This is a genomic window from Cystobacter fuscus (genome assembly GCF_044360685.1).
Lineage (GTDB): Bacteria > Myxococcota > Myxococcia > Myxococcales > Myxococcaceae > Cystobacter > Cystobacter fuscus_C.
In genome coordinates this window covers 7,227,604-7,242,166 of the sequence record NZ_CP043491.1, presented here as the reverse complement: position 1 = coordinate 7,242,166, position 14,563 = coordinate 7,227,604, and the positions used below count along the sequence as shown (strand labels likewise).

General features: G+C 69.5%; 10 protein-coding genes. 8 read left to right on the top strand and 2 right to left on the bottom strand.

Annotation, left to right across the window (positions count from 1 at the left end; translation table 11 throughout):
• Positions 1–26: 26 nt before the first annotated feature.
• From F0U63_RS29470 to F0U63_RS29455, 4 genes are all read left to right on the top strand, one after another.
• Positions 27–1,349: a glycosyltransferase family 2 protein gene (locus tag F0U63_RS29470; RefSeq protein WP_395834801.1), complete on the top strand. Its 1,323-nt coding sequence runs from the start codon at positions 27–29 to the stop codon at positions 1,347–1,349.
• Positions 1,346–3,559, top strand: coding sequence for a glycosyltransferase (locus F0U63_RS29465; protein ID WP_395834799.1), 2,214 nt, complete (start codon positions 1,346–1,348; stop codon positions 3,557–3,559). Before F0U63_RS29470 ends, F0U63_RS29465 begins: the two co-directional genes overlap by 4 nt.
• Complete coding sequence (locus tag F0U63_RS29460; protein WP_395834797.1) at positions 3,556–5,910, top strand: glycosyltransferase; 2,355 nt, start codon at positions 3,556–3,558, stop codon at positions 5,908–5,910. The genes F0U63_RS29465 and F0U63_RS29460 overlap by 4 nt, the downstream gene beginning before the upstream one ends.
• A 203-nt stretch (positions 5,911–6,113) precedes the next feature.
• Positions 6,114–8,861 carry a glycosyltransferase gene (locus F0U63_RS29455; protein WP_395834795.1) on the top strand — a complete coding sequence of 916 codons (2,748 nt, stop codon included), beginning with the start codon at positions 6,114–6,116 and terminating at the stop codon, positions 8,859–8,861.
• Here F0U63_RS29455 and F0U63_RS29450 read toward each other — a convergent pair whose 3' ends face one another.
• On the bottom strand, positions 8,862–9,326 hold the full coding sequence (locus F0U63_RS29450) for a hypothetical protein (protein ID WP_395834793.1): 465 nt from the start codon (positions 9,324–9,326) through the stop codon (positions 8,862–8,864).
• Positions 9,316–10,962 (bottom strand): glycosyltransferase, encoded by a 1,647-nt coding sequence (locus tag F0U63_RS29445; protein ID WP_395848444.1) that lies wholly within the window; start codon positions 10,960–10,962, stop codon positions 9,316–9,318. Before F0U63_RS29445 ends, F0U63_RS29450 begins: the two co-directional genes overlap by 11 nt.
• A 121-nt stretch (positions 10,963–11,083) precedes the next feature.
• Between F0U63_RS29445 and rfbB the strand changes: the two genes are divergently transcribed.
• The 4 genes from rfbB to rfbC all read left to right on the top strand — a co-directional run bounded on the left by rfbB (position 11,084) and on the right by rfbC (position 14,550).
• Entirely contained in the window at positions 11,084–12,103 is a 1,020-nt protein-coding gene (gene rfbB, locus F0U63_RS29440; protein ID WP_395834791.1) for a dTDP-glucose 4,6-dehydratase, read from the top strand.
• Between the two features lie 16 nt (positions 12,104–12,119).
• The gene (locus F0U63_RS29435; protein ID WP_395834789.1) at positions 12,120–13,019 is read left to right on the top strand and encodes an SDR family oxidoreductase; all 900 of its coding nucleotides are present in this window, start codon (positions 12,120–12,122) and stop codon (positions 13,017–13,019) included.
• A 101-nt stretch (positions 13,020–13,120) separates the two neighbouring features.
• On the top strand, positions 13,121–14,002 hold the full coding sequence (rfbA, locus tag F0U63_RS29430; RefSeq protein WP_395834787.1) for a glucose-1-phosphate thymidylyltransferase RfbA: 882 nt from the start codon (positions 13,121–13,123) through the stop codon (positions 14,000–14,002).
• Positions 13,999–14,550 (top strand): dTDP-4-dehydrorhamnose 3,5-epimerase, encoded by a 552-nt coding sequence (rfbC, locus tag F0U63_RS29425; RefSeq protein WP_395834785.1) that lies wholly within the window; start codon positions 13,999–14,001, stop codon positions 14,548–14,550. Before rfbA ends, rfbC begins: the two co-directional genes overlap by 4 nt.
• The last annotated feature ends 13 nt before the right edge of the window (positions 14,551–14,563 follow it).

Below are 14,563 nucleotides of genomic sequence, written 5' to 3'. Positions count from 1 at the left end.
CTGCCCTGACGGCGGTGAACCACGCGGTGCTCGAGTTGAGCCTGGACGACGGCGCCCCGAGCTCCTCGGCTGCGGCGTTTCCGGCCGAGGCGCGAGAGGCCCTGGCTCGCTTCGCGCCGACCCACGTGGTGCTCCCCCTTCGTTCTTCCTGGCCGCTCGAGACGTGGCTCGAGGTGCTGCGGCGGGAAGTGCCTGGCACAGAGGTTCTCTTCGGCTTCTGGAACGCCGGCTCCGCGGCCCATCTCCTCGCCACGCTCGTGGGCCGGCTTCCCGGGCGGGCGGGGCCCTCCGACGTGGAGGTCTCCCGGCTCCTCGTGGACCGAGGCTTCCATGTGCGGCAGCGGCGAGCACTCCCCGCGCCCGCTGGACTCTCCGGGCTCGCCGAGCGCACCGAGGGGGCCTTCCAGGCCCTGCTGACCCAGCTCAATGCCTCGGCCGAGGCGGACCTGGTCCTCTACGCGGTGGCTTGCGCTCCGGAGCCGAGCCCCGCTCAAGGACACCTCGTCCCCGGGCTCTTGAGCGTCCTGGTCTGGGCGGAGTCCCCCACGCGTCCAGGGCTCCTGGATGAGACGCTGTTTTCCCTCGCCTGCCAGGAACATCACCCCTTGGAGGTGCTCCTGCTCGAGGGCCTGGGCGCCGAGGGGGGCGATGGGGTGGAGCGCCACCGCCAGTTGGGGGGCTTCCAATTCCAACGGCTCGAGGGCGCGTTGCCCGGTGCCTGGACTGAGGCCCTGAGACGGGTCCGGGGCCAGTACGTGGCCTTCCTGGGCGCCGGCAGCGTGGTGTACCCCGCGCACTATGCACGGCTCGTCGACGCGCTCCGGCGGGGCTCCGCCGCATGGAGTGTGGCACGGGCCTTCCGCGCGACCTGCCCTCCCGGCGCACCCGGAGACGTGCCGTACATCGAGAGCAAGCGGCCTTTTCCTCTTGGCGAGCACCTGGAGTTGACCCATCTGCTCCAGGAACCCGAGCTGCTCCAGTCGCTGGTCATCGACCGGACGCGGGTGGGATCCCTGTGCCTGGAGCCGGCTTCCGCGCGAGCGCAAATGGCTCCGTTGCCCGTGCGGCTCCGCGCGCTGTTCGAGCCCCTGTTCCTGGCGGAGGGACTGGCGACGTGCGAGGTGCGCTCCTTCACGTCGGAGCCACCCGCCGCGGAGCGTCCGTCCCCGGACTTCCAGCTCCTCGTTCCATGGCTCGCCGTGGAAGAAGGGCTCGCGCGCGCGCAGGCCGAGGGCGCGAGTGCCCGCGGCCTGCGGTTCCGCGTGGTGGATGGCCTCAATACGCGCCTGCGCGAGCGGTTGCCCTGGCTGCATGGTGCCCTGCGCTCCGTGGCGAGAGGGCTGCGATGATGGACGCTCCTGTTGAAGCGCCACGAGGCGGCCCGGCGCTCTCGCATCTGACCGAGGTGCGTGGCTTCGACATCCCTCCCTCCCACCGGGGGGGAGTGGGACGTGCCATCACCTTCCTCAAGAGGCGGCTGGGCCACGAGCTGGAGCCCCTGCTGCGCGAGTTGTTGACGCCCCAGGTCCACTTCAACACCGCGCTGGCGGCACTCCTCTCCACTCCTGGACCCCACCTCGCCCAGCGGTCCTCCGCCGTCCTCCTTCCCCTGGCGGATCCGACACGCTGGCGCGAGCCGGGGGCGCATGCGCTCTGGCGCGACGTGCTCCTGGAGCCAGTGCTCCACGCATTGAGCCCCCTGCTCCGAGCGCAGCACCAGTGGAACCTGGAGATCCTCCACTGGCTCTCCGAGGCGGGCGCCGCGTGGCCTCCAGGCCAGGGCATGGGAGGCGAGCGGCTGGACGGACTCGAGGCTCGCTGCGATGTGCTCGCCGGGATGGAGCGGCTCCAGGGGTTGCGGCTGGGCGGCCCGCTCTGGCGCGAGATGCTGCGCCGGCAGATCGCCTTCAATCACGCCTGCGTGAGGGCGCTGCGCCGCCTCTCGGGGACCGCAAGGCCAGAGCTGGCGATGCCTTCCCCCGAGGACTACGCGGCCTGGTGCCGCGAGCGGGAACCCGAGGCGCGGGCCCGGGCCGCCGCCGCCGTCGCGCGGCTCGAGCGCCGGCCGCTCCTCAGCCTCATCACCCCGGCCTACCAGACGCCGCCGGACGTGCTGCGTGCGTGTATCGAGTCCGTCCAGGCCCAGTCCTACCCCCACTGGCAGCTGTGCCTCGTGGATGATGGGTCCCGCGATCCCGAGGTGCGGCGCATCGCCCTTCATTACGCACGCGCCGATGCACGCATCCGCTTCGAGCGGCTGGAGCGCAATGGCGGCATCGCCCTCGCGACCAACGCGGCCCTCGCGCTCGCCACCGGTGAGTACGTGGGCTTCCTGGATCACGATGACGTGCTCGCGCCCCACGCGCTCGCCGAGGTCGTCCAGTACCTGGAGGCCCACCCCGACACGGATGTCCTCTACACGGATGAGGACAAGATCGACGCCGGGGGCCGCCGGTTCAACCCCGCCTTCAAGCCAGGCCCCTCGCCGGATCTGCTGCGCGCCGTGAACTACATCTGCCACTTCCTCGTCGTGCGTGCCTCGCTGGTTCGCGAGGTGGGGGGCGTGCGCACGGGCTTCGAGGGCGCACAGGATCATGATCTCGTGCTGCGGCTGCTGGAGCGCACCCCGCGCTTCGCGCACCTGCCCCAGGTGCTCTACCACTGGCGCACGCTCCCGGGGTCGACCTCGCTGGACTCCAGCGCCAAGCCCGCGGCCTCGGACGCGGGACGCCGCGCCGTGGCCGATCATCTGCGGCGCCTGGGCGAGGAGGCGTGGGTGGACGTTTCCTCTCCCGGCCTCTACCGGGTGCGCTATCCCGCGCGGGGCCAGCCGCTCGTCTCGCTCGTGCTCGTGCCAGGGCCCGCGAGCGACTGGACGGAGGAGGAAGTCCGCGGCGTCGTGACGAGGACCGCGTGGCCGAGGCTCGAGGTGCTGCGGCCAGGGCCCGAGGTCCTCCAGGAGCCGCGGGCGACGGCGGCCGCCAACCGGCTGGCCCGTGAGGCACGCGGCGAGGTGTTGGTCTTCCTGCGCTCGGGGTACGTGCCCTCGGAGCCGGGCTGGCTGGAAGAGCTTGCCTCGCAGGCGCTGCGTCCGGAGGTGGGCGTGGTGGGCGCGCGACTGGTGGAGGCCGGGGGCACCCACCGGGGCGGAGCGCTCTGGCTCGGCGCGCGGGGAGAACGGGTGTCCGCCTTCGCGGGGCTGCCGGATCCGTCGCTGACGGCCGCGGGAGGCTCGCACTGGACGCGCAACCTCCTGGCCGTTTCCGGAGACTGCATGGCGTTGCGCCGTGAGGTGTTCGAGCGGCTGGGACGCTTCGATGAGCAACAGGAGTTGAGCGGAGGGGACGTGGCGCTGTGCCTGCGCGCGGTGGGAGAGGGCTTGCGCGTCCTCTACACCCCGCATGCCCGTGTGGTGAGAACCGGAGCATGGCCCGCGGAGGCTCCTTGCCGCGCTTGCCAACTCCCGGTCCCTCATGATCCCTTCCACAACCCCAACCTGTCCCTGGGCCTGGCAGGCACCGGAGGCGTCGTGTTGGGTGGGGCGGAGACAACGAGATGAAGAGCAGTGCGGACGTAGCGGGACTGCTGCGGCGGCTTCGAGCGGTCTCGGGGCCGGAGTTGCTCCGGGAACTGGAGCGGACCGTGGTGCGGGCGCGGCACGAACTGGACATACGCCCCCGGGAAGACGTGGTCCCCCGGAGCCAGGAGGGGTTCTCCTGGGAGGCCACGGGGAGCAACCCGTCGTTCGAGCTCGTCTCCTCGCGGGGCGGGCTGCCCACCGGCTGGGTGTGGCTGCAGGTGCCCCTGCGCCGGGAAGAGGAGACGGGGGAGTCCCTCCTGCTCCGGGTGATGAGCGCCACCAGCGCCGAGGTCATCCGCCTGCCTGCTCCCCAGGAGGGCTTTTCGCGCGCGCTGGTGTTCCTGCCGCGCGACGTGACGGCGCTACGCCTCGACGTGGCCAGCCGGCCCCTGCGCTTCCATCTGGACCGCGTGCGCGTCTGGGAAGTGGGTCACTCCGAGGCGACGCTCCGGATGGCGATGCCCTTGATGACCCGCCTCGTCTCCGAACCGGAGCGGGTGAAGCGCGCGGCGAACAAGTGGTGGGGTATCTGGCGGACCGCGGGCGGTGCGGGCGTGGCGAGGGCCTTGAAGGAGAAGTCCCAGGGCGAGCGGCCGCTCGTGAGCTACGAGAGTTGGATCCAGCAGTACGACAGCTTGGATGACGCGGATCGCGCCGCCATCCGCCGCCGTCTGGAGGGGCTGTCCTACCAACCGCTGGTGTCGGTGGTGATGCCCACGTACGAGACTCCAGGGCCGTTGTTGCGGCTGGCACTGGATTCCGTGCGCCGGCAGCTCTACACGAACTGGGAGCTGTGCATCGCGGACGACGCGTCGCGCTCCGCGCACGTGAAGGCCATCCTCGAGGAGTACGCCCAGAAGGATTCGCGCATCCGCTTCGTGGTGCGGCCTGAGAACGGGCACATCTCCGCCGCCTCCAACTCCGCGCTCGAGCTGGCCCGGGGCGAGTTCATCGCGTTGATGGACCATGACGACGAGCTGCCCGAGCACGCCCTCTACCACGTCATCGAGGAGCTCAACGCCCACCCCGAGGCGGACATCGTCTACAGCGACGAGGACAAGCTGGACATGGAGGGGCGCCGCTTCGACCCCTACTTCAAGCCGGACTGGAGCCTGGAGCTCTTCCGCTCGCAGAACCTCATCAGCCACCTGGGCGTCTACCGCGCGGCGCTCGTGCGCGAGGTGGGCGGCTTCCGGCGGGGGCTGGAGGGCAGCCAGGACTATGATCTGGCGCTGCGCGTGCTGGAGCGCACGAAGCCCGCGCACATCCGTCACATCCCCCGGGTGCTCTATCACTGGCGGGCCATCCCGGGCTCGACGGCGCTGGATGTCAACGAGAAGGACTACGCGGGACGGGCGGCGCGCCGGGCGCTGGAGGAGCACTACGCGCGCGTCAGTGGCGGGAAGATCCGCTACGTCCCGAGCAGCAGCGGCGCGCTGCATGGCTCGGTGTACCCGCTGCCCGAGCCCCGTCCCCTGGTCAGCATCCTCATTCCCACCCGCGATGGGGGCGAGCGGCTGCGCCAGTGCATCGACAGCATCCGCCGGCGCAGCACCTGGAAGCCCTTCGAGTTCATCCTGGTGGACAACCAGTCACGCGACCCCGCCACGCTCGAGTACCTGGCCAGGCTGGAGAGCATGGGCGCGCAGGTGATCTCCTATGACGCCTCCTTCAACTACTCGGCCATCAACAACCTGGCGGCGTCCCGGGCCCGGGGCTCGGTGCTGGCGCTGCTCAATGACGATCTGGAGGTCCTCACCTCGCGCTGGCTGGAGGAGATGGTGGCCCACGCGCTGCGCGAGGACGTAGGCGCCGTGGGTGCGCGGCTCTATTACCCGGACGGGACGCTCCAACATGCCGGCATCGTGTTGGGCATGGGCGTGGATGGCGTGGCCGCCACCCCGCACCGCACCCTGCCTCGCGGACAAGGTGGCTACTTCGGACGCGCCCAGCTCCCACAGGAGTTCTCGGCCGTCACGGCGGCCTGTCTGGTGTTGCGGCGCTCGGTCTTCGAGGAGGTGGGCGGCTTCGACGCCGAGCACCTGCCCGTGGCCTACAACGACGTGGACCTCTGCCTGCGCTTGCGTGAACGGGGCTACCGCATCGTCTGGAATCCTGCCGCGGAGCTGTACCACCATGAGTCCGCGACCCGTGGTCCTGAGGACACTCCGGAGAAAAAGGCTCGCTTTGCCCGGGAAGCGGCATACATGAAACACCGCTGGGCCGCATGGCTCCGGGAAGACCCTTTCTACAATCCCAATCTCGCACTTGACCGGGACGACTTCGGGCTCGCCTGGCCTCCTCGGGTGCGGCGTCCCTGGAGGGAGTGATGCGCAAGTCCGTCAGTTCAAATGGAGCAGGTCCAGAGGAGGGCTCCAGCGGTTCCTCCACCCATGCCCCCTCGAGCGCCACTGTGTCCTCCGCCTCCAATCTATATCGAGCCGCTCTACCTCCGATGTTCAACCCACTGGCTCATCCTCTCTGTCTCTCCGCTCCCCGGTGGCGTGGTGCCGCGTCCGATTGGACCGAGCATGTGCCCTTCGCCTTGTCGCTCGTGGACCTGGCCCGGCCACGGCTCATCGTGGAGCTGGGAACGCGCTCGGGAGAGTCCTACGCCGCCTTCTGTCAGGCCGTGGAGGACTTGAAGCTGCCGTCCACGTGCTACGCGGTGGGCGCCTGGCCCGACGAGCATGCGCCGGAACTCCAGTCGCTCCGGGCGCAGCATGATCCGCTCTACGGTGGCTTCTCACGGCTGCTGGTGGGCTCGCGCCAGGGCGCGCACGAGCGCTTCGAGAAGGGCTCCATCGATCTGCTGCACGTGTGCGCGCTGGACGGTGACGAGTCGTCGCGGCGGGTGCTGGAGGACTGGCTGCCGCGGATGAGCAGCTCCGGACTCGTGCTGTTCCACGGCATCAATCAGCGCGAGAGCGACACGGGGATGTGGAAGCAGTGGAGCGAGCTGGCCATCCACCATCCACACTTCACCTTCGCGCATGGCCAGGGCCTGGGCCTGCTCGCCGTGGGCGCGGAGCCTCCAGAGGGCGTGCGGTTCTTGTTGGAGGCACGGCCGGTCGAATCCGCGCGCATCAAGAGCTTCTTCTTCGGCCTGGGCTCCCGGCTGGTGTTGCAGTCGCAGGCCGAGCTGGCGCGGGAGGCCCAGACGAAACTGGCCGACGAGCGCCAGCAGGGCGAGAAGCTGCGCGAGGAGCTGAAGCAGGTGGTGCAGCGCAACACCCAGGCGGATGCCTTGCTGCGTGCACGCAACCTGACGCTGCGCCTGCACGAAGAAGAGTTGCGCCATTTGAAGGAGGAGCTGCGCACCGCGCGCATGGCGCACGATCACCAGGGCGCGGCCATGCAGCAGAAGCTGACGGAAATCACCGCGCTGCGTGACTCCCTGAACACCATCTCCGCGAGCATCAGCTGGAGGCTGGTCAATCGCTATTGGGCGGCGCGCGAGCGGGTGCTGCCTCCGGGCACCCGGCGGGGACACCTCTATCAGCTCGGCAAGCGGACGCTGCAGCGCGTCCTGCTGGGCGCCGAGGGCCCCCGGGCGGGTGGTCCCCTGGCCCGCGGCCAGGAGTCCGCACCCGCCGCGCGCCCCGTGCCTCCTTCCCAACTGGAGCGCGGCGCTCAATATGCCTTGTGGCTCGAGCGGAACACGCTGACAGAGGCGCAGTTGGCGCGTCTGCGCACGTCGGTGCGCTCCTTCGAGTACCAGCCGCTCATCAGCATCGTCACCCCGGTCTACAACGTGGACGAGGTGTGGCTGCGTAGGGCCATCAAATCCGTCATCCAACAGATCTACCCGAATTGGGAACTGTGCCTGGTGGATGATGGCTCGACCCGGCCGCACATCCTGCCGCTGCTGCGGGAGTACGAGCAGCGGGAGTCCCGCATCAAGGTCATCCACCAGGAGAACGGGGGGATCTCCGCCGCGTCCAACGCGGGGCTGAAGCTCGCCCAGGGAGAGTTCGTGGCCCTGATGGATCATGACGACGAGCTGTCCCCGGATGCCCTGTACTCGGTGGTCCAGCGGCTCAACCAGACGCCGGACGAGGATGTCCTCTACAGTGACGAGGACAAGCTGGATGCCCGCGGCAAGCGCGTGGAGCCTTTCTTCAAGCCGGATTGGTCGCCCGAGCTGCTGCTGTCGATGAACTACCTCTGCCACTTCACGGTGGTGCGCAAGCGCCTGCTCGAGGAAGTGGGCGGCTTCCGCTCTGCGTTCGATGGCAGCCAGGACTACGATCTGTTCCTGCGGCTGTCCGAGCGCACGAAGCGTATCGCCCACATTCCCAAGGTGCTCTACCACTGGCGGATCATCCCCCAGTCCGCGGCGTCCTCGCTGGAGGCCAAGCCCTACGCGCACCAGGCCGCCAAGAAGGCGCTGGAGGAGGCACTCGAGCGCCGTGGACGTCCGGGAACCGTCACCATGGCGCCGAGCGGTGCGTTCTCCGTGCGCTACAAGCTCGAGCAGCGTCCGTTGGTGTCCATCATCATTCCCACCAAGGACAAGGTGGAGCTGCTGCGCCAGTGCGTGCTGAGCATCCAGGCGCGCAGCAGCTATACGAATTACGAGCTGGTGGTGGTGGACAACAACAGCACGGAGCCGGAGACGTTCCGTTTCTTCAAGGAATTGCCGCCTCCGCACCGGGTGCTGCGCGACACGCGGCCCTTCAACTGGGCGGCCATCAACAACTCCGCGGCGGAGCAGGCGCAGGGCGAGTACCTGCTGTTCCTCAACAACGACGTGGAGGTCATCGACCCCGACTGGCTGGAGGCGATGCTGGAGCTGGCCCAGTGGCCGGAGATGGGGGCGGTGGGGGCCAAGTTGCTCTTCCCCAACGACACCCTGCAGCACGCGGGCGTGGTCATGGGCATTGGTGGCGTGGCGAACCATGCCTTCAAGCACCTGGGCGCGGAGCAGCCCGGCTACTTCAACCTGGCCCAGGTCATCCGCGACTACAGCGCGGTGACGGGGGCTTGCATGATGGTGCGCCGGAGCGTCTTCGAGGAGCTGGGAGGCTTCGACGAGCGGTTGCGCGTGGCCTTCAATGACATCGACTTCTGCCTGCGGCTGCGCGAGCGCGGCTACTCCGTTGTCTACACGCCGCACGCGAAGCTCTACCACTACGAGTCCGCCACCCGCGGCACCCTGCATCCGCCCGAGGACGAGCGCTTCATGCGCGAGCGCTGGGAGCAGGTGCTGAAGGGGGGAGACCCCTTCTACAATCCCAACCTCACCTTGCAGCAAGAGGACTTCGGGCTGCGGCTCTGATCAGGGGGACTGGTTGCTGTCGGCCCGGGCGCTCTTCTCGAGCGCCGCCAGCCGCGCCAGGACCTCGCGGCGCCAGGCGCTCTGGGTCCGGGACTCCTCGCGTTGGTGCTCGTAGAGGAGCGCCAGGGAGTCGAGGATGGCCTCGTTGAACTCCACCTGCTTGCGCAGCACCTCGTTGATGAAGGGCTGGAAGGCGAGCCGGAAGGCGCGCTTGGCCCCCACCAGCAGCGGACCCGTCAGGCCGGAGCGGTGGGACGTGGGCGGCTCCGCGTAGCGGCTGTCCTTCTTCTCGCGGGGCGTCTGGAGCAGGGGAGGCCACTCGCTCTGAGCCGGAGCACGCCACGAGGCGTCGAGGAGCTGGCGCACCGACTCCACCTGGGCGGCGGGGGGCGTGGGCAGCCGTCCGGCCTCCTCGGCGAGGCGCTCGGCGAGGGGGGCCGCGGTGAGGAGATCTTCAGGACGCACGGGAGGCTCCGGTGGGCCGCAGGGCCTGGATGAGCGCGGACACGGCGGGCTCCGGCTGGTGGAAGTCGACGGAGAGCAGCCGCGAGCCCAGGTGCGACGTCACCTCGGGCGCGGGGGCCGCTCCCTTCACGTCGCGCACGCCCCAGGCCCGGCTGGAGACGAAGGGCAGGGTGTCGCGGGCGAGCAGCGAGTCCGCGGGGAGGAAGAGCAGGGGAGCGCGCGAGGTGCGCAGCGCCATCTCGAGCGAGGAGGAGCTGGGCAGTGGCCGCGCGGGCTCCCTCGACAGGGGCTCGTCGGGCGAGAAGGCGAGCACCTCCTGGTCACCCACCCGCTGCGTCCGAGGTGCGCGCTGCGTGGGCCGTGGGGAGGGATCCAACGTCAGCAGGCGGCGGGAGGAGAGCCGCTGCGCGAGCCGGAGGGCGAGCCGGGAGCCCGGCGCCTCGGGGAAGGCGGCGAGGCCGGGGCACACGAGCGTCACGCCCGCCGGCTCGTCGACGGAGGGGCCCGGTGGACTCGAGGGGCTGCTCGAGGGGCCCGAGACGAAGGGCTGGAGCGCCTCGCGCACGGCCAGGGCCACGGCTTCCTGGCTCAACCGCGCCACCCGGGCGTGCTGGGCGGCGAGCATCTCCTGCTTGAGGGTGGGGTTGCGCTCCAGCGCCGCGAGCAGCCGCGCCACCTCCAGGGGCTCGTTCGTCAGCGTGGCCACGCCCGCTCCGCCCATCGTCTCGGGCACCGCCGCGGCGCCGTACGCCACCACGGGCACGCCCCGGTACATCGCCTCCAGCAGCGGCACGCCGAACCCCTCGTGCCGGCTCATGGAGAGGTACACCGAGGCCGTCGCGTAGCACGCGGAGAGCTGCGCCGCGCTCACGCGTCCGAGGAACCGCACGCGCTCGGCGCCGAGCATCTCCTTGAGGCCGTACAGGTACGCCCCATAGGGCGTCTCGCGGTTGAGGTAGCCGGCCACGACGAGGCGGGAGTGGGGCTGGTACAGCCGCTGCCAGGCGGTGAAGACGCGCAGCACGTCATCCATGCGCTTGCTGGGCACGGCGCGGCCCACGAAGAGCAGGTTGGCGCACCCGTCCTCGAGCTCGGCGCGCAGCACCGGATCCGGCGCCACGTCGAAGGCGCTCCAGTCCACCGCGAAGGGCAGCTCGGACACGTGTGGGAAGCCCGCCGCCACCAGCTCCTCGGCGCTGAAGCGCGAATAGGCCCAGGCGCGCTCCACCAGGGGCCGCAGGGCGAGCAGCTCCTCCCGCGCGGCCTCACACGCCCGGGCCACCTTGTGCTCGAAGCCCTCGAAGAGCCGGGCCGGGGTGATGTTGTGGTAGATGAGCGCCTTGCGTCCCGGCGCCCGGGCCAGCAGTGGCACCAACCTCGATTCGAAGCTGTGGTGGATGAGCAGCGCGCTCGAGCCGTCCGCCTCGGCCGGATAATCCCGGGCGGGCCGCACGAGGTCCCGGCACGACTCGTCCCACTGCTCCGCGTAGATTTCCGAGGCGTGGCCCCAGCCCCGCAGCAGCTCGCGCAGGTAGCGCACCTGGTTGCCCACCGCGTCGCCCCAGGCGAGCCGGGGCACGAATTGATGGACCGCCCGGGACGAGGAGGGCCCGGCCGTCCGTCTGCTTCTGGGGATTCTCACGATGGCTCCAGCGTGTACCCGGGGTATGCCTGGCGCACAAGGCCGCCTTGACGTCCCGGGGCCCCTTCGCTACTGAGGCGCGCGGTCTTCACTTCTTCACTCTTCGAGTTCGTCGATGAACGTCCTGGTCACTGGTGGTTGTGGTTTCATTGGCTCCAACCTCGTCAAGTACCTGCGCCGGGTGCGTCCGGACTGGACGATCGTCAACCTCGACAAGCTCACCTACGCCGGCAACCTGGAGACGCTCAAGGAGCTGGAGGCGGACCCCAAGCACATCTTCGTGCGCGGGGACGTGGCCAACCGCGAGCTCGTCGAGCACCTCATGGGCGTGCACCAGATCGACGCCGTCATGCACCTGGCGGCCGAGAGCCACGTGGACCGCTCCATCCTGGGCCCCGAGGCCTTCATCCAGGCCAACGTGCTGGGCACCCAGCAGCTGCTCGAGGCCAGCCGCGTGCGCGGCATCAAGCGCTTCCTGATGGTCTCCACGGACGAGGTGTACGGCTCGCTCGGCCCCACCGGCTACTTCACCGAGACCTCGCCGCTGCAGCCCTCCAGCCCCTACTCGGCGTCCAAGACGAGCTCGGATCTGCTCGCGCTCGCCTGGCACCACACCTTTGGCATGGACGTGGTGGTGACCCGCTGCTCCAACAACTACGGCCGCTACCAGTTCCCCGAGAAGCTCATCCCCCTCATGGTGGTCAACGCCCTGCACGACAAGCCGCTGCCCGTCTACGGCGACGGCGCCAACGTGCGCGACTGGCTCCACGTGGAGGACCACTGCTCGGCGCTGCTCACGGCGCTGGAGAAGGGCAAGGCCGGTCAGGTCTACAACATCGGGGGCAACTCCGAGCGCAAGAACATCGAGATCGTCAAGGCCATCCTCGGCCTGCTCGGCAAGCCCGAGTCCCTCATCAAGTACGTGAAGGATCGCCCGGGGCATGACCGGCGCTACGCCATCGATCCGACGAAGATCCGCACCGAGCTGGGCTGGACGCCGGCGCACACCTTCGAGGAGGGCCTGAAGGAGACGGTGCGCTGGTACGTGGACAACACGGCCTGGTGGGAGCGGGTGATGAGCGGCGCCTACCGCCAGTATTTCGAGACGCAGTACCGCACCCGCCTCAATGGCTGAGCAAGGGACTCCTTCCATGCGATTTCTCGTCACGGGTTCCAATGGATTGGTGGGCAGCCGGGTGTGCGCGCTCCTGGAGAAGGGGGGCCACCAGGTGGTGGGGCTGGGCCGTGGGCCGCGGCGCACGCAGGGAGCCTATCGCTACGTGGAGTGCGATCTCACGCGCGACACGGACGTGGCCGCCGCCCTCGAGGACGCGGCTCCCGAGGTCATCATCCATCCCGCCTCCATGACGGAGGTGGACGCCTGCGAGCGTGACCCCGAGCAGGCGTACGCGGCCAACGTCGCCGCCGTCGCCGCTGTGGGCCGGGGCGCGCGCAAGCTGGGCGCGCACCTGGTGCACGTGTCCACCGACTACGTCTTCGACGGTGACCACGGCCCCTACGACGAGCAGGCGCTGCCCAACCCGCGCGGTGTCTACGCGCTCACCAAGCACATGGGCGAGCAGGCGGCGCGGACCTTCGTTCCGGGCTGTGCCATCGCTCGCACGGCCGTGGTGTACGGCTGGCCCGCGGCGGGCCGTCCCAACTTCGGCGCGTGGCTGGTCGGAGCCTTCGAGAAGGGGCAGCAGGTGCGCCTCTTCGAGGACCAGTTCGTCTCCGCGAGCTTCGCGGACAGTGTGGCCGCCATGCTGGTGGAGCTGGGCGAGCGCAAGCTCGGCGGCATCTGGAACACCTGCGGCGCGGACGTGGTGGACCGCGTCAGCTTCGGCCGCTCGCTCTGCGAGGTGTTCGGCTTCGACCCCGGACTCATCACGCCCACCCGTCTGGCGGACATGAAGCTGGCGAGCCCGCGTCCGCTGCGCAGCGGGCTCAAGGTGGACAAGGTCCGCTCCCAATTGAGCACCCAGCCCCTGTCGCTTTCCGAGTCGTTGGCGCGCTTTCACGCGGCGTGGATGGCGCAGCGGGGTGCTTGAACCGGGTGCATCGGGCCGGGTATAGCCCGGTCAGGTCTGCATTCGAGCGCGTCGAGGGCCGGAGTGCATCGCTGAGAGCAGGACCTGCGAGGGACACGTCAATGAAGGGAATCGTTCTCGCCGGGGGTTCCGGCACGCGGCTGTATCCGCTCACGCGCGTGGTCAGCAAGCAGCTGCTGCCCATCTACGACAAGCCGATGATCTACTACCCGATCACCACGCTGATGCTGGCGGGGATCCGGGACATCCTGATCATCTCCACGCCCACGGACCTGCCGCGCTTCGAGGAGCTGCTCGGCTCGGGTGAGCAGTGGGGGGTGAACTTCCAGTACGCGGTGCAGCCCAGCCCGGACGGACTCGCCCAGGCCTTCATCATCGGCCGCGAGTTCGTGGGCAGGGATCCCGTCTCCCTCATCCTGGGCGACAACATCTTCTACGGCCACGGCCTGAGCGAGCAGGTGCAGCGGGCGGGGGCCCGCACCTCGGGCGCCACCGTCTTCGGCTACTACGTGAAGGATCCGGAGCGCTACGGCGTGGTGGATCTGGACGAGAATGGCCGAGCGTTGAGCCTCGTGGAGAAGCCCGCCCAGCCCAAGTCCAACTACGCGGTGACGGGCCTGTACTTCTACGACAACCAGGTGGTGGACATCGCCCGGGAGCTCAAGCCCTCGCCGCGCGGCGAGCTGGAGATCACCGACGTGAACATCGCCTATCTGCGCAAGCAGCAGCTCCACGTGGAGCTGCTGGGCCGTGGCTACGCGTGGTTGGACACCGGCACCCACGAGTCGCTGATGGAGGCCTCCAACTTCATCCAGATCATCGAGCACCGGCAGGGGCTCAAGGTGGCCTGCCCCGAGGAGATCGCCTTCCGCATGGGCTACATCACCGCGGCGCAGGTGGCCCAGCTCGCCCACCCCATGCGCAAGAACGAGTACGGGCGCTACCTGATGGATCTCATCGAGAAGAAGGGAGCGCGGACATGACGCGCCTGGAGACGGCATTGCCCGAAGTCATCCTGCTCGAGCCCAAGCGCTTCGGGGACGATCGCGGCTTCTTCATGGAGATGTTCCATGCGAAGCGCTACGCGGACCTGGGCATCCCGGGCCCCTTCGTGCAGGACAACTTCTCGCGCTCGGCCAAGGGGATCCTCCGCGGCCTGCACTTCCAGGAGCCCAACGCCCAGGGCAAGCTGGTGCAGGTGCTCGCGGGCGCCGTCTACGACGTGGCGGTGGACATCCGCCGGGGCTCGCCGACGTTCGGCCGGTGGGTGGGCGTGGAGCTGTCTGCGGACAACCGGCGCCAGTTGTGGGTGCCCGCGGGCTTCGCGCATGGCTTCTGCGTCCTCTCCGAGAGCGCGGACTTCCATTACAAGTGCACCGACTTCTACTCGCCCGGCTCCGAGCATGGCATCGCCTGGAACGACCCGGACCTGGGCATCCCCTGGCCGGTGACGTCGCCCCTGTTGTCCGCCAAGGACAGCGCCGCCCCGCGCCTCAAGGACGCGCCGCTGCTGCCGGCCTACGCGGGCTGACGCCCCCTCGCGC